This is a genomic window from Paraglaciecola mesophila KMM 241 (assembly GCF_000315015.1).
Taxonomy (GTDB): Bacteria; Pseudomonadota; Gammaproteobacteria; order Enterobacterales; family Alteromonadaceae; genus Paraglaciecola; species Paraglaciecola mesophila.
Genome location: NZ_BAEP01000062.1, coordinates 102804 through 122739, shown reverse-complemented (window position 1 = coordinate 122739; position 19936 = coordinate 102804). Strand labels below are relative to the sequence as shown.

Here is a 19936-nt window from a genome sequence, read left to right as displayed (position 1 = left end):
CTTTATGAAGTGAAACGTCCGTCAGGTGTCAAAAAATACGCGCTATGCAACTAACTGCTTATCTTAATCGTTTCGACAAAAATCAATTTCAGTCTGTTATTTCTGGACTTGGTGCGCCTCTTGTATTGTTGGCAATCATGGGCATGGTTATTTTGCCCATGCCAGCGTTTCTTCTCGACGTGCTGTTTAGCTTTAATATCGCTTTATCACTGGTCATTATCTTAGTGTCTGTTTTCACTAAGAAGCCCGTCGACTTCGGAATTTTCCCTCTTGTGCTATTAATTGCTACTGTACTGCGCTTAGCCTTGAATGTGGCATCAACACGGATTGTTTTGCTAGAAGGGCACGAGGGCGGCGATGCGGCGGGCAAAGTGATCCAAGCATTTGGCGAAGTGGTTATTGGCGGTAATTACGCTGTAGGTATTGTGGTATTTGCCATTCTGTTGATTATTAACTTTAAAGTGGTGACCGCGGGTGCCGGGCGTATCTCAGAAGTGAGCGCACGCTTTACGTTAGATGCAATGCCAGGTAAGCAAATGGCCATTGATGCAGATTTAAACGCAGGTTTTATCGACCAAGACGAAGCCCGTAAACGTCGGTTTGAAGTGACCAGTGAAGCCGATTTTTATGGCTCAATGGACGGTGCGTCTAAATTTGTAAAAGGCGATGCGGTTGCAGGGTTATTCATTATGTTGATCAACATAGTAGGCGGTTTATTCATTGGCATTTTTCAACATGACTTAGCCTTCGGGCAAGCCGTTGAGATTTATACATTGTTAACGATAGGTGATGGCCTCGTTGCTCAAATACCTTCGTTACTGTTGTCTGTAGCGACGGCGATAATCGTAACCCGCGAAAACGACTCTCAAGAAATGGGACAAGAACTTACTCGTCAATTAGGTAATCGCCAAGCGTTATACATCACCAGTGGTATTTTGTTTGTCATGGGCATAGTGCCGGGCATGCCACATGTGGCGTTCTTGGGGTTTAGTGCGCTAGTGGGCGGATATGCTTATTATCAGCACTGGAGCGAAAAGAAATTGGCCTCACAGCCGGAAGTGCTGGCGCCTGAAAAAGAGCGTGGCACACCAAAACCTGCTGAAATCAAAGAACTAGGTTGGGATGACGTGCAACACGTTGACACCATTGGTTTAGAAGTAGGTTACCGCTTGATCCCGCTGGTAGATAAATCACAAGGCGGCGAGTTATTGACACGTATCAAAGGGGTCCGCAAGAAGTTGTCTCAAGAGCTTGGCTTTCTTATTCCCCCAGTTCATATTCGCGATAATTTAGATTTAAGTCCTAACAATTACAGCATATCCATGTTGGGGGTCTCTGTTGGCGAAGCCGAAATCAGCCATGACGACGAGCTGGCGATTAACCCAGGTCAGGTATTTGGCAAATTAGATGGAACCGTTACAAAAGATCCGGCATTTGGCTTAGATGCCGTTTGGATCCGCTCGAACCAACGTGAGCACGCACAAACGTTAGGTTATACCGTTGTGGATAGTGCCACGGTTGTCGCGACTCACTTAAGTCAACTTCTGACTAATAATGCCTATCAATTGCTTGGTCACGAAGAGGTTCAGCAGTTGTTGGACATGCTTGCCAAGCAAAGCCCTAAATTAGTAGAAGGTTTAGTACCTGATATTTTGTCACTTAGTACCGTGGTTAAAGTGCTGCAAACGCTATTGTACGAAGGCGTGCCTATCCGTGATTTACGCACCATAGTACAAACCTTGTGTGAGTATGGGCCTAAGAGTCAAGATCCTGATGTGTTGGTGTCGGCGCTGCGTATCTCGCTTAAGCGCCTAATCATTCAAGAGATTAACGGCGGACAAGCTGAGTTACCAGTCATAACTTTGGCGCCAGAGTTGGAACAGATGTTGCACCAGTCATTACAAGCCGGCGGAGGAGATGGCGCAGGGATAGAACCTGGTTTAGCTGAACGTTTACAAAAGTCACTAAATGATGCTTCTCAACAGCAAGAATTAGCGGGCGAACCTGCGGTGTTACTCACCTCAGGCATGTTGCGCCCAGTGTTATCAAGGTTCTTGAAGCACGCAGTACAAGGTTTGCATGTGTTGTCATATCAAGAAATTCCAGATGACAAACAAATTAAAATAGTCAGTGCGGTGGGTCAATAGTCCGTCACCAGATGCAAGTAGCAAGGGGTAAATTGTGAAAATTAGACGCTTTTATGGCAAAGACATGCGCGAGGCTTTGAAACAAGTCAAAGACGAGTTGGGCGATGATGCAGTCATCATGTCTAATAAAAAGCTAAGCAATGGTGTTGAAATAGTCGCTGCATATGACAAAGAGCCAGCTGTAAACCCTAAGCGTGCCGAGTCCAATTTGACGCCTGCGCCCAAGCGCAGAGCAGAATCAACTCCTACGCTCAGTGAAATCATCGGTGACAGCGGTCCGGATAGCCTCAGAGCATTGCTTGAAAAACAAATTCAAGCGAAAGAGTCAGCTCATCAAGTGAGTCAGCCTGTTGCTCAGCCTGCAAAGCCTCAAAATGTAACAAGTCAGTCGCAACGCCAAACACAAGCGCAACCACAAGTTCCTAACGTATCGCATCAGCAAGACGCATTAAATGAAATGCGTCAAGAGCTAGCCTCTTTGCGTAATGTTCTTCAGTTCCAAGTGGCTGGCCTATTGCAACAAGATAAAGGACGAAACCATCCTTTACACGGTTATTTAACCAACAAGTTACAAAAGATGGGTATCAGTGAAGCACTTGCCAATGAAGTGGTTTCTTATACGCCGGCAGATACTGATGAGCGTCAAGCTTGGTTGTTTTTATTAAAACTGCTGGCCAATCGCATACAAACTGAAGAAAGTAACTTACTGACCAAAGGCGGCATCGCTGTTTTAATGGGCCCAACTGGGACGGGAAAGACAACGACTGTGGCAAAACTAGCCGCACAAGCAGCGCAAAAATACGGTGCAGAAAACGTCGGCTTGATCACCATAGACAGCTATCGAATCGCTGCTTACGAGCAAATTTCTACCTATGCCAGAATTATTGGTTGCTCGGTGAAAAAAGCGCAGAACGCTGAAGAGTTATCAGATCTGTTATTCCAGTTCAGGAATAAGCGACTTATACTTATTGATACTGCTGGGTTTGGGCAAAGAGATGTTAGACTGATCAAGCAGTTAGAAACGTTGAAGCAGAGTACAACGGCGAATATCAGTAGTTATTTGGTCATGCAAGCCAACAGTCAATATCAAGTTATGCAGCAAACCATTGCTGCTTACAAACAGATTTCTTTACAGGGTTGTATTTTCACCAAAATAGATGAATGCTACAGTCTTGGAGAGGCAATTAGTGCGGCCATCGAGCACAAATTGTCCGTGAGTTTTATTACCGATGGCCAAAAGGTTCCGGAAGACTTGAAAGTGGCAGATGCAAAATTTTTAATAACCAGTGCCGCTAAGCTTTATAAAAAGCACGTATTAATTCATACTAGTGGTAATTCACTAAATAACGCAGCAGTGGCAGTATGATTGAGGACCAAGCGAGTAGCTTAAGAAGAATGAATCAATCTCGATTAATTAAAGTGATCGCCGTTACCGGTGGTAAGGGCGGCGTGGGTAAAACCAACGTCACGTTAAATACCGCAATCTCTATGGCCCAGCAGGGTAAGAGAGTCATGGTGTTAGACGCAGATTTAGGCTTAGCTAACGTGGATGTGTTGCTTGGCCTACGTGTGGTGAAAAACCTTTCACATGTATTGTCAGGGGAATGCACCTTAGACGAAGTACTTGTTGAAGGACCCCACGGGATTAAAATTGCACCAGCAACCTCTGGCAGTCAATCAATGACTGAACTAACCCCAACTGAACATGCAGGCTTAATTAGAGCATTCAGTGAGCTGCGCTCGCAAATTGACGTACTAATCGTTGATACTGCGGCAGGCATTTCTGACATGGTTTTAAGCTTCTCACGTGCCTCACAAGATATCCTAGTGGTCGTGTGTGATGAACCCACATCCCTCACAGATGCCTATGCATTGATCAAAATTTTAAACAAAGAGCACGGTGTTTTTCGCTTTAAAATTGTCGCCAATATGGTGCGCAATATGCGAGAAGGACAAGAGCTGTTCAATAAGTTAACAAAAGTCACCGATCGCTTTTTAGACGTGGCCTTAGAATTAGTCGCCACTGTACCGTTTGATGAAAATATTCGTAAGTCGGTTCGTAAGCAAAAAGCGATTGTGGAAGCATATCCAACTTCGCCAGCGGCTATCGCAATTAAAAAGTTAGCTCAACAGGCGGCAGGTTGGTCAGTGCCTTCTCAGCCAGGAGGACATTTAGAGTTCTTCCTTGAGCAGCTGGTGGCCAAAAAAGCCGTGGGCGATATTCGGTGAACAGTAAAGCCGCTGCGTATCAGCAGTTAGATGACAGAAATGCACTGGTGGAGCGTCATGCTCCATTGGTAAAGCGCATTGCACATCATCTTATTGCCCGCTTACCCGCTAGCGTATTGGTCGACGATCTCATTCAAGCCGGTATGATTGGTTTACTCGAAGCGTCTCGTAACTTCGATGGCACCAAAGGTGCAAGTTTTGAGACCTTTGCAGGTATTCGAATTCGCGGCTCTATGCTTGACGAAATTCGCAAGGGCGATTGGACACCACGATCTGTGCATAAAAATGGCCGTGCGATAACGGATGCCATTAATAAAGTTGAGCGTGAGACAGGCCGTGACGCCAGAGATGTAGATATAGCAAAAAAACTTGAAGTGAGCATTGAGCAATATCATCAAATGCTCGGCGAAGTGAATGCAGGTAAAATCATTGGCATGGAAGATTTAGGGGTATCGGAAGATGTGGTGACAACAGAGCAAACTAAAGGCTCTGACACTCCGTTTGAAGATTTGCTCCAAGGCTCTTTTCAAAAAGCCTTAGCCCATGCCATTACGACCTTACCTGAGCGTGAAGCAATTGTATTATCATTGTACTATGACGAAGAATTGAATCTACGTGAAATAGGTGAAGTTCTAGACGTGAGTGAATCGCGTGTTAGCCAAATACACAGCCAAGCTATGCTAAAACTAAAAAGTAAAATGCAGACTTGGCGTATTGAAGAATAAACAAATAACATATAAATGTTTTGATTTTGCCTCGAGCGGAGAAAGTTTTGGATAAGAATATGAAAATTTTGGTTGTTGATGATTTCTCGACAATGCGTCGCATCATCAAGAACCTATTGAAAGATCTGGGTTTTACTAATATTCAAGAAGCGGATGATGGCAGTACCGCATTGCCTATGCTTCAACAAGGTGATTTTGATTTTGTGGTGACTGACTGGAACATGCCAGGCATGCAAGGAATTGATTTATTGCGGGCGATCCGTGCCGATGAAAACCTTAAACACACACCAGTATTAATGGTAACGGCAGAAGCTAAAAAAGAACAAATTGTAGCGGCGGCGCAGGCTGGTGTGAATGGGTATGTTATTAAACCATTTACTGCTGCGACCCTTAAAGAGAAGTTGGCCAAGATATTTGAACGCTTAGGTTAGTCAGGCTTTTCTCAACGATAAGGAAGGCCTTATGACCTCACATCCAGCCCCCATGAAGCTAGAAGATGCAAAGCAATTAGTCGCTTTACTTGAAAGTGGCAATAATCAAGCCGCTCAGCAGCTTCTCGATAGTGTTAATGACACAAATTCTGTCGAATTGTTCGAAGAGGTGGGTAAGTTAACTCGTCAACTTCATGATTCTTTAAATAACTTTCAACTAGATGAACGTATTGCTAATTTAGCGAACGAAGAGATACCTGACGCTAAAACTCGGCTCACGTATGTCATTGAAACCACCGAGCAAGCCGCGAATCGCACGATGGATTTAGTTGATGATTGCATGCCCATTGCCGAAAAACTCAATTCTGAAATGAACGAGATCATTCCTGAGTGGAAGAAGCTTTTTAATCGTCAGTTAGAGCTGGGCGAATTCAATGCCCTATGCAGACGCCTCGACACGTTTTTAGAAGAGGGGAAGGACGAGTCGGGAAAATTAAACGCATTATTAACTGAGATGCTACTAGCTCAAGGCTATCAGGACATCACAGGGCAAATTATTCGCCGGGTCATTGAACTAGTTAAAGAAGTAGAAGACAGCCTTGTTCATATGTTAACTATGTTCGGTGGAGCAGAGTCAGCGGAAATTCCTCATATATCTGATAAACAAGCCGATAGTGTTAAAGCGGAAGGCCCAATTCTCGATGCAGCTAACCGTGATGACGTCGCATCTAATCAAGATGATGTTGATGATTTACTCTCAAGTTTAGGATTTTAGAGGCGTTACAATATGGGGTTTGATGTTGACGAGGAGATCCTTCAGGATTTTTTAGTAGAAGCGGGTGAAATACTCGAACAGCTTCAAGAACAGCTGGTTGAGTTGGAAAATAATCCGCAAGATTCGGATTTACTGAATGCGATTTTCAGAGGCTACCACACGGTTAAAGGTGGCGCGGGCTTTCTTTCGTTAACCGAATTAGTCGATATCTGTCACGGCGCTGAAAACGTATTTGATGTCATGCGTAATGGCCAACGTTCATTAACGCCAGAGTTAATGGATATTATTCTTCAAGCAACCGACGAAGTCGTCGCCATGTTTGAAGATGTAAAATCAAACAAACCACTGGTAGCAGCAGAGCAATCGTTATTAGATACATTGCATCGCCTGAGTAAACCTGAAACGCAAGACAAAGTTACTGCGGCTCCAGCTGTCGAAACTCCGATAGTTGAGGCGCCAAGTGAAGCGACATCTCAGCCTAAAACAAATTCGGATGACTTTGACGAATCCGAGTTTGAGGCCTTACTTGATGAACTTCATGGTGAAGGTAATCCCGTTAGCGGAGCACCGCAATCGTCATCGAATATGCCGCCACAACCCACTGAATCTTCTAGTGGCGCTGATAATAGTAGTGATGATGACGATATCAGTGACGATGAGTTTGAAGCGTTACTCGATCAGCTTCATGGAGAAGGCCAGTTTGGCGGCTCCCAAGACGCTCCCATTGAATCGACAAACGCGCCCGTAGTGAGTGCAGATTCTGACTCAGATGATATCAGTGATGATGAATTCGAAGCGTTACTCGATCAGCTCCATGGCAAAGGGCAAGGGCCTGCTGCTAAAAAAGAAGCTAACGGGGAAGTAAGTAAAGCGCCAAATACCCCAGTAAAGTCGGCAGTGTCTGATAACACGTCGTCGCAATCCGCAAGCGAAAAAGCCACAGAGAAAAGTAACGACACTAAGCCAAGTACGTCCAGTATTGCACCTAGCCAAGCCAATATACCTGCCAAAAGCCCTGCGGTGCAGGAAAAAGCTCCTGTTTCTAAGCGCGAGGAAAAGCGTCCCACAGCACCACAGCCGGAAACGACGGTTAGAGTGGATACCAAGCGCTTAGACCAAATCATGAATATGGTAGGTGAGTTGGTGTTAGTACGTAACAGGTTGCTTAGCCTAGGCTTAACCGTCAACGACGAAAGCATGTCCAAAGCAATTGCGAATTTAGATGTGGTCACCGGCGACTTGCAAGGCGCCGTGATGAAAACGCGGATGCAGCCTATCAAAAAAGTGTTTGGGCGTTTTCCTCGAGTAGTACGTGACTTAGCGCGCACCTTGAAAAAAGAAATTACCCTTGAGCTTGAAGGCGAAGAAACAGATTTAGATAAAAACTTAGTAGAAGCCCTTGCCGATCCTTTGGTGCATTTAGTGAGAAACTCAGTGGATCATGGCATAGAAATGCCAGCGGATCGTATTGCTGCGGGTAAGCCATCTTTGGGGACGGTAAAGCTATCAGCATCTCAAGAAGGTGATCATATCTTGCTGAGCATAGTCGATGACGGTAAAGGTATGGATCCTGATAAGCTTAAAGAAATAGCGATTTCTCGAGGCGTATTAGATGCTGATGCCGCGGCTAGAATGACAGATGAAGAAGCATTTAATTTAATTTTCGCTCCAGGCTTCTCTACGAAAACTGAAATATCTGAAGTGTCAGGCCGTGGCGTTGGCATGGACGTGGTGAAAACCAAAATCAACCAGCTAAATGGTACGGTCAAGATTGATTCTGTGCTGGGCAAAGGCACCACGCTAGAAATTAAAGTGCCACTGACTTTGGCTATATTACCGACTCTAATGATAGTAGTTGGCGATCAAACCTTCGCATTGCCATTAGGCTCGGTAAACGAAATTATCAACATGGATATGAGTAAAACCAATACAGTTGATGGCCAATTAACAAAAATCGTTCGTTCCAAAGCGATCCCATTATTCTATTTACGCGAGTGGTTAGTACGCAAAAATGCTAAGCCAATCCCGCTAGATCGCTCCAAGGGACATGTTGTTGTCGTGCAAATTGGTACCCAGCAACTCGGTTTTGTTGTTGATGCGCTCATCGGTCAAGAAGAAGTGGTGATTAAGCCATTAGATGAATTGTTACAAGGCACCCCAGGTATGGCTGGCGCAACGATTACCAGCGATGGTGGGATTGCGTTGATCCTAGATGTACCAGGCCTACTAAAGCATTATGCTAAGAAAAAAGCCGATGCCATTCGACAAGCGCGTTAAACACGAGGTTTTCACAAAATACACATGGCATACAAGATATTAGTTGTTGATGATTCGATTTTTTTTAGGCGCCGTGTTAAAGAAATTCTAGAGCAAGACCCTAGTTTGCAAGTCATAGGTGAGGCCAAAAATGGCCAAGAAGCAATTGAAATGGTCGCTACGCTTAATCCTGATGTAGTCACCATGGACGTGGAAATGCCTATCATGGACGGGATCACGGCCGTCAAAAAAATAATGGCTCGTAAACCCGTCCCCATCATTATGTTTTCTTCTTTGACACTTCAAGGTGCTAAAGCCACCTTGGATGCACTGGACGCAGGAGCAATGGACTTTTTACCCAAGAAGTTTGAAGACATCGCAGCAAATCGTCAAGATGCAGTTGCGCTTTTACAATCTCGCGTCAAAAGCTTGTGCAGAAAAGAACACGGACTGCGACCCGCTTCTACGCGTGTGGCCCCCCCTAAAGCGATTTTGTTTAATAAGCCGGTTAGTCGAAATCCTGCTAAACACTCAGTGCAAAAGACCAGTAGTGTTCCGTTTGGAACACCTCTTTATCATTCTTCATCAAGTGGTATTCCATCGGGTAAAAAGTATCGCTGCTTAGCGATTGGGACGTCCACAGGTGGGCCGGTTGCCTTGCAAAAAGTACTGACTGCGATCCCAAGGGATTTTCCTTATCCCATATTTATTGTGCAACACATGCCGGGCTCCTTTACCAAGGCATTTGCAGAGCGGTTGAATCAGTTGTCGCAATTGACGGTAAAAGAAGCGATAAACGGTGAAGAAGTCAAAGCAGGCGTAGCGTATTTAGCGCCTGGCGGCCGTCAAATGACCGTTCAGGGCGACAGTCAACGTGTTTCTTTTCGAATTTATGATGCACCAGACAGTGCCGATATATTGTATAAGCCCTGCGTCGATATTACGTTTTCGTCAATTGCGCATGTTTATCACGGCGATGTCTTAGGGGTCATACTCACAGGGATGGGCTCTGACGGAAAACTCGGCGCCGGCAAGCTAAAAAGTAAAGGTGCAAAAATTTGGGTGCAGGATGAGCTAAGCTCAGTAGTATACGGCATGCCACAAGCTGTAATGAATGCAGGTCTCGCTGAAAAAGAGTTTTCTATAGATGCGTTTGAAAGCCATATTTTAAAAGAGATGGCGTAAAAACTGACGTATTTTGACACTTTTGAGAGAGAGTTAAAAAAACAGCAGACGACTGAAGGTATTTATCGTGAAAGTATGGACAGTAGCAAACCAAAAAGGGGGCGTCGGTAAAACTACGACAACAGTCACCCTAGGTGGTTTGCTCGCGCAGCGTGGAGCGAAGGTAGTCCTGATCGATACCGATCCCCATGCGTCCTTAAGTTACTATTTTGGTATTGACTCTGACGAGTTATCACGCAGTTTATACGATATATTTATTCACGAAGGGCCTTTAGACAAAGACGCTGTTTTAGATTGCTTATGCCCGACTAAACTTGACTCGCTGTTCATCTTGCCTGCAAGCATGGCGCTAGCCACATTGGATCGCAAGCTAGGTAATCAAAGTGGTATGGGATTAACCCTTAAAAAAGCGCTAGGGTTGATCGAAGATGAGTTTGAGTACGCGTTAATTGATTGCCCGCCTGTGTTAGGTGTACTGATGGTCAATGCGTTGGCTGCATCTACCAGAGTGATTATTCCTGTTCAAACCGAATTTCTAGCGCTTAAAGGGTTAGAACGCATGCTTGGCTCGTTGAACATTATGCAGCAGTCATTACGTAAAGAGTTTCGCTATACCATAGTGCCGACCATGTTTGATAAACGCGTGAAAGCGGCAATAGGCGCCTATCACACATTGCGGGAAACCCATGGTGATACCGTTTGGCAGGGCTTAATTCCTATCGATACTAAGTTTAGAGATGCCAGTTCAAACCACGCCTTGCCATCAATCCATGCGCCTAAAGCACGAGGCGTGGTAGCGTACACAAGTTTGTTGCGTCATTTACGTTTGTTAGAGGCTGCGAAATGAGTGCTAAAACGCCAGGCAAAAAAAGCGTAATGGAAGAGTATCTGTCATCCTTACTTACCGAAGATATCGAGCAGGATGCGCCACTCACCGAAGAGATTGAGCAAGATGCGTCGCTACAGCATGTCAGTAAGTTACTCGACTCCGCCTCAGTGTTGCATACAGAACTTACTAACTCAGTCTCCAGTGAGGTTGTGCTTGAGCCTGCAAAAATTGACAGCGATAACGTGCTTGCTAAACGTATTGACGAGCAACCTGCAAGGGATAAAGCATTTGAACATAGTCTCAAGGACGCCAAACTTCACAGCTATGAGCAACACGAGAGCGTGCCGGTAAGCACGATTGATAATGAGGATGCCGTTAGTAAGCAAAGTCAAGACGCGACTCCCCCTGAAGCTGAAGATACAGGTATTTATCATGAAGCATTTCAGGCACTTATATTCGAGGTGGCCGGGTTGTCTCTCGCACTGCCACTCACCGAGCTTGGCGGGATCCACCAGTTAACTGATGTTACGCCTATTTTTGGCAAACCGAACTGGTTTAAAGGCGTGATGCTTCATCGTGATGAAAAAATGAAAGTCGTCGACACTGCAATGTGGGTTATGCCGGACAAATGTAATGAAAAGCTGGCGGATTCAGCTAAAAATCAATATCTTATCATGCTAGATAGCAGTGGTTGGGGGTTGGCGTGTGAGCGTATTATTGACACGATCACCTTACAACCTGAAGATGTCAAATGGCGCAAGTTTGACGGAAAGCGTATCTGGCTTAGCGGTATGGTAAAGAAAAAGATGTGTGCCTTGGTAAACGTGAAGCAGTTAATTTCACTTTTGCAGCAAGGTATGAATAGTAAAGACAACTAGCAATTGCTGCTGGAGTATTAAAAATGAATGATGAAAGAACATCAAATAACGTACCATCTGATCGAAACGATGAAGTCTTGCAGTGGGTAACATATAAGCTAGGGGAAGAAACCTATGGCATCAATGTTATGCAGGTTCAAGAAGTATTACGTCACACCGAGATTGCCCCTGTACCTGGTGCTCCCGATTACGTATTGGGTATCATCAACTTACGAGGTAATGTTGTAACGGTTATTGATACTCGTGCTCGCTTTGGCTTGGCCCCAACAGATTTAACAGACAATACACGTATCGTCATTATTGAGTCTGACGAGCAAGTAGTCGGCATTTTGGTAGACAGCGTTGCAGAAGTCGTTTATTTGCGTTCATCAGAAATAGATAGCGCACCTAATGTAGGTACGGAAGAAAGTGCCAAATTCATTCAAGGTGTGAGCAATCGAGAAGGTGAGTTACTTATTTTAGTCGATCTGAATAAACTCTTAAGTGATGAAGAGTGGGAAGAGTTAACTAATATTTAATGCTCTGTTTCGTTATTAACTGATCTGGACGCAATTGTGGAAATAAGCCATCTGATTTACGTGGTTATCGTGCTCGCCATTTTATTATTTATTGGCGCTTTCGCCGTTTTGGCGAAACGTATTGCCTTATTGCAGCGTCAGAATGATCGGCAACAAGAATCGTTGAGCGAGTTACAAGAGCATTTGCTTGCTAACCAACAAGAGTTGCAAGAAGTGCGTGTGGGCAGCATTGGCATGGGGGACAAGATAAAAGCACTCGTCGCTACGGTAAGACAAACCGCTAGCCAACAAGAGCAACTCGCCAGTCAGGATCCCCAAAGTCGCTTGTACCAACAAGCGGCTAAATTGGTAGCCAGTGGTTACTCAGTTGAAGATTTGATGCACGAATGTGATATGCCAAAAGCCGAAGCTGAACTAATCTACAATCTACACAAACGCTAAAATTCAGTTGAGCAAGTTACCCTGCAGGTGCTCATAGCTGATAACTCCTAAGTTAAAGCGTTCGGTTTTTGCCTAGCGTTAACTTGCTTTTTTCTACCTTTATTCTCTTCTAAGCCGCTTAATCCAACGATTTAATTATTTCGCTACCCAGCATGCCTGTACCATTAAATCTTGTAATGATGAACACAAGAGCAACTAGTGATGCACTTTCGAGCTTAAGCAGTTTTTACGTTTAGACGTCTAGACGTAAAGATGTTGACATTTACGGTGTTTTGCTCCAGATTTAACCTATCTAAACACATCTTGGAGCCACTATGCCTATTCGAATTCCTACTGAATTGCCTGCACAAAGCATTCTAAATAGTGAGAATATTTTTGTGATGGATACCGATCGTGCTGCCATGCAGGACATTCGTCCGTTGGAAGTCGGTATCTTGAATTTAATGCCTAACAAGATGGAAACAGAAGTGCAGTTCTTGCGCCTTTTATCGAATACGCCGCTACAAATCAATGTGGACTTGATACGCATCGACAATCAAGCGCCAAAGAACACCCCTGAATCTCATATGAAAGCGTTCTACCAAAACTTTGACGATGTGGCGGATAAGCAATACGACGGATTGATTGTGACTGGCGCGCCTTTGGCATTGTTGGATTATGACGACGTAAAATATTGGCAAAAAATGAAAGTGGTGCTGGAATGGGCTCAGCGTCATGTGCAATCCACATTATTTTCATGCTGGGCTGCACATGCAGCCTTGTATCACTTTCACGGTAAAAACCGCAGATTGCGTGATGAAAAGCTCAGTGGCATATTTGCTCATCAAGTTAAGGATGAACACAACGAACTAATGCGCGGCTTTGACCCCGTATTTCACGCCCCTCATTCGCGTTATGGTGAAATAAGCGTAGCAGACTACGAGTCGGTTGAAGGGCTTAGTGTGTTAGCTAGTTCAGAAAAGACGGGGGCTTATATAGTAGCCTCAGACGACAAACGATTGGTCTTCGTTACGGGACACCCTGAATATGATCCTGATTCTTTGGATCAAGAATATAAGCGTGACGTAAAAGCGGGATTAACCCCCAACATGCCAGAAAATTACTATCCTGATGATGACCCAACACAAGCGCCTTTAGTCACTTGGCGCGCTCACGGTAGTTTGCTGTTTACCAATTGGTTAAACTATTACGTGTATCAGAATACGCCTTATGATTTGGCATCATTGTCGAAAAAAGATTAGACCTATTTATTATCAGTTTTAAAGGAAAAAATGTGTCAATGGTAACCTCAGAACAAGCACTACTAGACGCCGCACGATCGCGAATCCTCGTTTTAGATGGCGCAATGGGCACTATGATCCAAGCGCATGACTTTCAAGAAGATGACTATCGTGGTGAACGATTCGCTGATTGGCATAGTGATGTAAAAGGCAATAATGACTTATTAACGCTTACCCAGCCTGACGCTATTTTTGATATTCATTGTGCGTACCTAACCGCAGGTGCGGATATCATCGAGACCAACACCTTTAACGCCACCACCATATCCATGGCAGATTACAACATGCAGTCATTGGCCAAAGAGATAAACATAGAATCGGCAAAGTTAGCCCGCAAAGCAGCTGATAAATTTACAGCGCTGACACCTGAAAAACCGCGTTTTGTGGCCGGAGTCTTAGGCCCGACGAGTCGCACGGCATCAATATCACCTAATGTGAACGACCCGGGTGAGCGAAATGTGACGTTTGACGAGCTCGTTGAAGCGTATGTAGAAGCGACGCATGGCTTAATAGAGGGGGGCGCCGATTTAATTATGGTGGAAACTATCTTTGATACGTTAAATGCAAAAGCCGCTTTATTTGCCGTAGATACCGTTTTTGAATCATTAGGCAAAACGTTACCAATAATGATTTCAGGCACGATCACTGACGCCTCAGGTCGAACGTTATCTGGGCAAACCGCAGAAGCTTTCTATTATTCAATGCGCCATACAAATCCATTCTCGTTCGGTCTTAACTGTGCTTTGGGGCCAGATTTGTTGCGCCAGTATGTTGATGAAGTATCTGCTGTGGCCGAATGTTTGGTATCCGCTCACCCCAATGCCGGTTTACCTAATGAATTTGGCGAGTATGATCTTGAAAGCGATGAAATGGCTGAGCATATTCGCGAGTGGGCGCAATCAGGCCTCGTCAATATTGTGGGAGGATGTTGCGGTTCAACACCAGAGCATATCGCCGCTATTGCTAACGTGGTTAAAGACGTTGCCCCGCGGGTTATCCCAAAACATGAAATAAAACTACGTCTTTCTGGGCTTGAGCCCTTTGTACACTAAATTCGGATTGAAGTAGTGGTATTGAGCCATGACGAGTTTTGACTTAGTGAAATGGCAAGTGAATAAAATTAAGTAAATTGAGTAACCTATGACCCAAGCAAGTGCATCTTTTATCAATGTTGGCGAACGTACTAACGTCACCGGATCAGCCATGTTCAAACGCCTTATTCTAGAAGGTGACTTTGAGAAAGCGCTAGATGTTGCTCGTCAACAAGTGGAGAACGGCGCGCAAATCATCGATATCAATATGGACGAAGCCATGTTGGACTCAGAGGCGGCAATGACTCGCTTCTTGAATTTGATTGCCTCAGAGCCAGACATCTCTCGCGTGCCGATTATGATTGATTCATCAAAATGGTCAGTAATCGAAGCAGGTTTAAAGTGTGTTCAAGGTAAGGCCATTGTTAACTCCATTAGCTTAAAAGAAGGCGAGGAAATCTTCTTACATCAAGCCAAATTACTGAAACGTTATGGTGCGGCCACCGTTGTCATGGCGTTCGACGAAGTAGGGCAAGCGGATACCGAAGATAGAAAATTTGAAATTTGTCAGCGTAGTTATCAGTTATTAACTGAAAAAATAGGCTTTCCGCCTGAAGATATCATCTTCGACCCAAATATTTTTGCGGTGGCCACGGGGATTGAAGAGCACAACAATTATGCCGTGGACTTTATTAATGCCACGCGCAGAATCAGGCAAGGTTTACCCCATGCCCACATATCTGGTGGGTTATCAAATGTGTCGTTTTCATTTCGCGGCAATAATCCAGTACGTGAAGCTATGCACTCAGTGTTTCTATTCCATGCCATAAAAGCGGGAATGGATATGGGTATAGTGAACGCTGGCCAGCTTGAAGTGTATGATCAAATCCCAAGCGAGCTAAAAGTAGCGGTTGAAGACGTTATTCTCAACCGTCATCCCGATGCCACTGACCGACTTTTAGAACTCGCACCCAAATATCAAGGCGATGGGAAAGCGCAAGTAAAAGAGAACCTCGAGTGGCGCGACCTGCCAGTAAATAAGCGCCTAGAGCATGCACTTGTGCGCGGTATCACCGATTACATTGATGAAGATACTGAGCTTGCGCGCCAGCAAGCAGAAAAACCACTACATGTAATTGAAGGGCCATTAATGGATGGCATGAATGTAGTAGGGGATTTATTTGGCGAGGGCAAAATGTTCCTGCCCCAAGTGGTTAAATCTGCACGAGTCATGAAAAAAGCAGTGGCTTATTTAAATCCTTACATCGAAGCCACCAAAGAAGTAGGCAGCTCGAACGGTAAGATTTTGCTGGCGACGGTAAAAGGTGACGTTCACGATATTGGTAAGAATATTGTTGGGGTGGTTTTGCAGTGTAATAACTTCGACATTATCGACTTAGGCGTAATGGTGCCTTGCGCTAAAATCTTGCAAGTAGCGAAAGACGAAAACGTCGACATGATTGGTTTGTCAGGGCTTATCACTCCATCCCTCGATGAGATGGTATACGTGGCAAAAGAAATGCAGCGCCTCGGTCTGGATTTACCTTTGCTTATCGGCGGTGCAACAACATCAAAAGCGCATACCGCAGTTAAAATTGAACAGAATTACGATCAACCAGTGGTTTACGTACCCAACGCCAGTCGTGCGGTGGGTGTCTGTCAGAAGCTAATATCGAAAGAACATCGGCCTGCTTACGCAGAGCAAATTTCCAAAGAATATGACGTGGTTCGAGAGCAACATGCACGTAAGAAGCCTCGTAGTCGCCCAGTAACATTAGAGCAAGCACGGGCTAACGCCTTTGACTTCGACTGGAGCCAGTACACACCGCCAGTACCTAAACAACTAGGTGTTCAAACCGTGTCAGTAGAGCTGGCAGAGCTGCGTGCTTATATAGACTGGACCCCATTTTTCCTAACATGGTCGCTGGCTGGCAAGTACCCCCGAATTTTACAAGATGAAGTGGTCGGCAAAGAGGCACAATCGTTATTCGATGACGCCAACTCTATGCTCGATGACTTGTGCGCAAATAAAAAGCTGCGAGCCAAAGGTGTCATGGGGATTTTTCCTGCAAACAGAGTCGAAGATGATATAGAAGTTTATACAGACGAAACGCGCACTCATGTTCAAGAAGTCTGTCATCACCTTCGTCAGCAAACAGAAAAAGCCAAAGGCTTTAATAATTGTTTAAGTGACTTTATTGCACCTAAGTCGTCGCAAAAAGCGGATTTCATTGGTGCGTTTGCAGTGACCGCAGGTATAGGCGAGGACGAACTCGCTGGGGCCTATATCGCCGACGGTGATGACTACAACGGGATCATGGTTAAAGCCCTTGCAGATCGTCTTGCAGAGGGCTTTGCCGAGTATTTACATGAGAAAGTGCGCAAAGAAATCTGGGGTTTTGCACCCGATGAGTCTCTTAGTAATGAAGAGCTCATTCGTGAAAAATACCAAGGTATTCGCCCTGCACCAGGTTATGCGGCGTGTCCTGAGCATACTGAAAAACAAGCCATTTGGGACTTACTTGATGCCGAAAAGAACACAGGTATGAAATTGACCGAAAGTTACGCTATGTGGCCAGGGGCTGCCGTTTCGGGATGGTACTTCTCTCATCCTGATGCGCGTTACTTCGCTGTTGCACAGATCCAAAAAGATCAGTTGCTAGATTACGCGACGCGTAAAAGTTGGACTGAACTAGAAGCAGAGAAATGGCTAGGCCCGAATCTACATGCTTAGTACTGTATTCGATGTGCTTTTAGCCATTAGCTGCTCCTGTTGCAATACAACCTGCACAAGGATATTCAAAGTACGATGACTGAAAAACGTTATAGTCCCTCATGCGAAAATAACCGCCTACCGATCCTAGCGGTGTTAAAAAGCGCATTGAAAGATAGTCGGCATTTACTCGAAATTGGTTCTGGCACTGGCCAGCATGCCGTGTATTTTGCTCCAGCGTTACCCCATTTAAACTGGCAAACCAGTGATTTAGCCTGTAACCACCCTAGTATTCAAGCCTGGCTCGGTGACTTGCCTGCACCTAATCTATATCAACCTGTAGTGTTTCAAGTCGGGGCCGATGATTGGCCTGTCAGTCAGGTTGATTGCGTATATACCGCGAACACCACTCACATCATGCAACCTCATGAAGCTGAGATCATGATGCAGACAGTAGCTAAAGAGTTACCCTCAGGTGGTGTGTTTTGTCAGTACGGGCCGTTTACGATAAACGGGGAGTTCACCAGCCAAAGTAATCATGATTTCAACCAACACTTGTTGAATGAGGGCTGTGGTGGCATACGGGATATAGCAGAGTTAACGCAGTGGGCAGGGGAGCTAAAGCTCGTAGAACAACAGCCTATGCCTGCTAATAATTTCATGCTCATTTGGCGTAAACCTTAGTGTTTGACATAAACCTAAATAGAGAAATGAAATCTATCACGCTCGGCGATTGAGCGTGATATTTTGTGATCTACTCTTCAGTTGCTTTGAAAGGCAATAGTTCTGCGGCGTTTTGTTTATATGATTGGATCCCCGCGTCTTCCTGCTTAAGAAAGCGTCTTACACCGTCATGAAATGCTGGCTCAGCTAACCAATGATTTGAGTAGCAAAAAATCGGTTCAAAGCCGCGTAAAATCTTATGTTCACCTTGCGTGCCAGGATTAAATGTAGCGATATTTTGCTCAATGCAAAATTCGATGCCTTGATAGTAACAACATTCATAATGCAGGTTGTTGATATCTTCCATCGCTCCCCAATACCGGCCATAGAGCTGCTTATCGTCATACAAGTAAAGGGCACTGGCAATAAGTTGATCGTCCCGGGTGGCTAGCACCAGCATAATGTTGTCACGCATCGAGTGGTATAATCGGGTGAAAAAATCTCGATTAAGGTAACCCTGATGACCACTGCGTTTTAAGTAGGTTTGCTGATAACACTGATAGAAAAAGTCGATATGTTCAGGAGTCAGGTTGTTAGCAAAGACTCTTTCGAGTTTTACCCCTTGATCCCGTACTTTTCTTCTTTCGTTTTTAATCGACTTTCGTCGCCTAGAGGTAAGCGCCGTGCAAAATTCATCATAATGTTGGTAGTCCCGATTAAACCATTGAAATTGAACTGCCCTGCGCATCATGTGCTGATGTACATTTAATGCTGCGCTTAAATCCTCGGGTACAAACAACCAATGCATAGATGAAAGTCTATTTTGCGAAACGTAAGTTTGAATGGCTTTACAAAGCTGTGGTAGCAATTGTGATTTATCTGTACCGGTTTTTAACATCAATCTCGAACCTGGCACTGGAGTAAAGGGGATGGCACTGATCAATTTGGGATAGTAATTTAGACCGTATTCGCGATAGGTATTAGCCCAAGCGAAATCAAACACGTACTCCCCGTAGCTATGATTTTTTGTGTACAAAGGTAGAATGCCTACCAAAGTGTCATTATTATAAATTGTGAGGTGTTGCGGGTGCCAGCCTGTTTTGGCTTCCACAGATTTTGAAAGCTCCAGAGCTTCAATAAAAGCATATTGATGAAACGGGTCACTTTGCTCAGCAATCGCGTTCCAACACTCACTGTCTATTTGCTCTATGCCGCTTAGAAATTTAAAATCAAATATTTGGCGCATAACACTCTACAGGATCCCTTTGATGGGTGAATATATTACCTGATATGACAGATAACGACAGTAAGAACATTAAATATAGTATTACCAAATATTTATCGATGCGCGAGCATAGTTGTCACGAATTGTTACAGAAATTGACCGCTAAGGGGTATAACAAGGTGTTATGCGAAGAGCGTATTGCTCAATTTAGTGAAGCAGACATTCAGAGCGAGCTGCGTTATGCCGAGATGATTGTACGCAGTCGAGTAGCAAAGGGCAAAGGTGAAAAAATCATACGTAGTGAGCTAAGTCAGCACGCAATTGCACCTGAGCTCATAGACATAGCTATTACCGAGCAAGGGATAGATTGGGATGCGCTCGCCATTCAAGTGGCTGAAAAAAAGTTTGGTCGAAAGCCCGCGAAGGATTGGCAGGAGCAACAAAAACGAAATCGTTTTATGCAATACAGAGGCTTTAGCCATGAGCAAATTCGCGCAATGAAAAGCATGCGCTAAGTGCCTTGAAGTCCTTAACAAGTTAGCAAAAAACATGCTATCTTTGCCGACTAATAAATAGTTAAAAATGGCCGTTTGAGGCCATTTTTACCCTC

General features: G+C 44.7%; 18 protein-coding genes. 17 read left to right on the top strand and 1 reads right to left on the bottom strand.

Annotation, left to right across the window (positions count from 1 at the left end; translation table 11 throughout):
• Positions 1-44 precede the first annotated feature (44 nt).
• From flhA to GMES_RS15560, 16 genes are all read left to right on the top strand, one after another.
• On the top strand, positions 45-2147 hold the full coding sequence (gene flhA, locus GMES_RS15635; protein WP_006993708.1) for a flagellar biosynthesis protein FlhA: 2103 nt from the start codon (positions 45-47) through the stop codon (positions 2145-2147).
• A 34-nt stretch (positions 2148-2181) separates the two neighbouring features.
• Positions 2182-3513: a flagellar biosynthesis GTPase FlhF gene (gene flhF, locus GMES_RS15630; protein ID WP_006993707.1), complete on the top strand. Its 1332-nt coding sequence runs from the start codon at positions 2182-2184 to the stop codon at positions 3511-3513.
• Positions 3510-4376 carry a MinD/ParA family protein gene (locus tag GMES_RS15625; RefSeq protein WP_006993706.1) on the top strand — a complete coding sequence of 289 codons (867 nt, stop codon included), beginning with the start codon at positions 3510-3512 and terminating at the stop codon, positions 4374-4376. Before flhF ends, GMES_RS15625 begins: the two co-directional genes overlap by 4 nt.
• Entirely contained in the window at positions 4373-5101 is a 729-nt protein-coding gene (locus GMES_RS15620) for an RNA polymerase sigma factor FliA (protein ID WP_006993705.1), read from the top strand. The genes GMES_RS15625 and GMES_RS15620 overlap by 4 nt, the downstream gene beginning before the upstream one ends.
• Before the next feature lie 47 nt (positions 5102-5148).
• A complete protein-coding gene (gene cheY, locus GMES_RS15615) occupies positions 5149-5532 on the top strand; it encodes a chemotaxis response regulator CheY (RefSeq protein WP_011575779.1) in 384 nt (127 codons plus the stop codon).
• Positions 5533-5563: 31 nt separating this feature from the next.
• Positions 5564-6307 (top strand): protein phosphatase CheZ, encoded by a 744-nt coding sequence (locus tag GMES_RS15610; protein WP_006993703.1) that lies wholly within the window; start codon positions 5564-5566, stop codon positions 6305-6307.
• A gap of 12 nt (positions 6308-6319) precedes the next feature.
• Entirely contained in the window at positions 6320-8584 is a 2265-nt protein-coding gene (locus GMES_RS15605) for a chemotaxis protein CheA (protein ID WP_006993702.1), read from the top strand.
• A 24-nt stretch (positions 8585-8608) separates the two neighbouring features.
• Positions 8609-9748, top strand: coding sequence for a protein-glutamate methylesterase/protein-glutamine glutaminase (locus GMES_RS15600; protein WP_006993701.1), 1140 nt, complete (start codon positions 8609-8611; stop codon positions 9746-9748).
• A 67-nt stretch (positions 9749-9815) separates the two neighbouring features.
• A complete protein-coding gene (locus GMES_RS15595) occupies positions 9816-10595 on the top strand; it encodes a ParA family protein (protein ID WP_006993700.1) in 780 nt (259 codons plus the stop codon).
• On the top strand, positions 10592-11455 hold the full coding sequence (locus GMES_RS15590) for a chemotaxis protein CheW (protein WP_006993699.1): 864 nt from the start codon (positions 10592-10594) through the stop codon (positions 11453-11455). Before GMES_RS15595 ends, GMES_RS15590 begins: the two co-directional genes overlap by 4 nt.
• Before the next feature lie 23 nt (positions 11456-11478).
• On the top strand, positions 11479-11973 hold the full coding sequence (locus GMES_RS15585; RefSeq protein WP_006993698.1) for a chemotaxis protein CheW: 495 nt from the start codon (positions 11479-11481) through the stop codon (positions 11971-11973).
• 36 nt (positions 11974-12009) lie between these two features.
• Positions 12010-12414 carry a DUF2802 domain-containing protein gene (locus tag GMES_RS15580; RefSeq protein WP_006993697.1) on the top strand — a complete coding sequence of 135 codons (405 nt, stop codon included), beginning with the start codon at positions 12010-12012 and terminating at the stop codon, positions 12412-12414.
• A 314-nt stretch (positions 12415-12728) separates the two neighbouring features.
• The gene (metA, locus tag GMES_RS15575; RefSeq protein ID WP_006993696.1) at positions 12729-13655 is read left to right on the top strand and encodes a homoserine O-acetyltransferase MetA; all 927 of its coding nucleotides are present in this window, start codon (positions 12729-12731) and stop codon (positions 13653-13655) included.
• Between the two features lie 38 nt (positions 13656-13693).
• Positions 13694-14746, top strand: a complete 1053-nt coding sequence (locus tag GMES_RS15570; RefSeq protein ID WP_006993695.1) for a homocysteine S-methyltransferase family protein — start codon at positions 13694-13696, stop codon at positions 14744-14746.
• An 88-nt stretch (positions 14747-14834) separates the two neighbouring features.
• Complete coding sequence (gene metH / locus GMES_RS15565) at positions 14835-17459, top strand: methionine synthase (protein WP_006993694.1); 2625 nt, start codon at positions 14835-14837, stop codon at positions 17457-17459.
• A 75-nt stretch (positions 17460-17534) separates the two neighbouring features.
• The gene (locus GMES_RS15560; RefSeq protein WP_006993693.1) at positions 17535-18122 is read left to right on the top strand and encodes a DUF938 domain-containing protein; all 588 of its coding nucleotides are present in this window, start codon (positions 17535-17537) and stop codon (positions 18120-18122) included.
• A 70-nt stretch (positions 18123-18192) separates the two neighbouring features.
• On the opposite strand, the gene GMES_RS15555 is transcribed toward GMES_RS15560, so the two are convergent.
• Positions 18193-19347: a GNAT family N-acetyltransferase gene (locus tag GMES_RS15555; RefSeq protein ID WP_006993692.1), complete on the bottom strand. Its 1155-nt coding sequence runs from the start codon at positions 19345-19347 to the stop codon at positions 18193-18195.
• A 26-nt stretch (positions 19348-19373) separates the two neighbouring features.
• Here GMES_RS15555 and GMES_RS15550 point away from each other — a divergent pair, with 26 nt between their 5' ends.
• Positions 19374-19841, top strand: a complete 468-nt coding sequence (locus tag GMES_RS15550) for a regulatory protein RecX (protein WP_006993691.1) — start codon at positions 19374-19376, stop codon at positions 19839-19841.
• The last annotated feature ends 95 nt before the right edge of the window (positions 19842-19936 follow it).

Excerpts from the sequence above, each read along its gene's own strand:
- GMES_RS15585 (WP_006993698.1), top strand. The coding sequence starts at position 11,479 with ATGAATGATGAAAGAACATCAAATAACGTACCATCTGATCGAAACGAT.
- GMES_RS15560 (WP_006993693.1), top strand. The coding sequence starts at position 17,535 with ATGACTGAAAAACGTTATAGTCCCTCATGCGAAAATAACCGCCTACCG.
- metH (WP_006993694.1), top strand. The coding sequence starts at position 14,835 with ATGACCCAAGCAAGTGCATCTTTTATCAATGTTGGCGAACGTACTAAC.
- GMES_RS15570 (WP_006993695.1), top strand. The coding sequence starts at position 13,694 with ATGGTAACCTCAGAACAAGCACTACTAGACGCCGCACGATCGCGAATC.
- GMES_RS15625 (WP_006993706.1), top strand. The coding sequence starts at position 3,510 with ATGATTGAGGACCAAGCGAGTAGCTTAAGAAGAATGAATCAATCTCGA.
- flhA (WP_006993708.1), top strand. The coding sequence starts at position 45 with ATGCAACTAACTGCTTATCTTAATCGTTTCGACAAAAATCAATTTCAG.
- GMES_RS15555 (WP_006993692.1), bottom strand. The coding sequence starts at position 19,347 with ATGCGCCAAATATTTGATTTTAAATTTCTAAGCGGCATAGAGCAAATA.
- metA (WP_006993696.1), top strand. The coding sequence starts at position 12,729 with ATGCCTATTCGAATTCCTACTGAATTGCCTGCACAAAGCATTCTAAAT.
- GMES_RS15610 (WP_006993703.1), top strand. The coding sequence starts at position 5,564 with ATGACCTCACATCCAGCCCCCATGAAGCTAGAAGATGCAAAGCAATTA.
- GMES_RS15605 (WP_006993702.1), top strand. The coding sequence starts at position 6,320 with ATGGGGTTTGATGTTGACGAGGAGATCCTTCAGGATTTTTTAGTAGAA.
- GMES_RS15590 (WP_006993699.1), top strand. The coding sequence starts at position 10,592 with ATGAGTGCTAAAACGCCAGGCAAAAAAAGCGTAATGGAAGAGTATCTG.
- GMES_RS15600 (WP_006993701.1), top strand. The coding sequence starts at position 8,609 with ATGGCATACAAGATATTAGTTGTTGATGATTCGATTTTTTTTAGGCGC.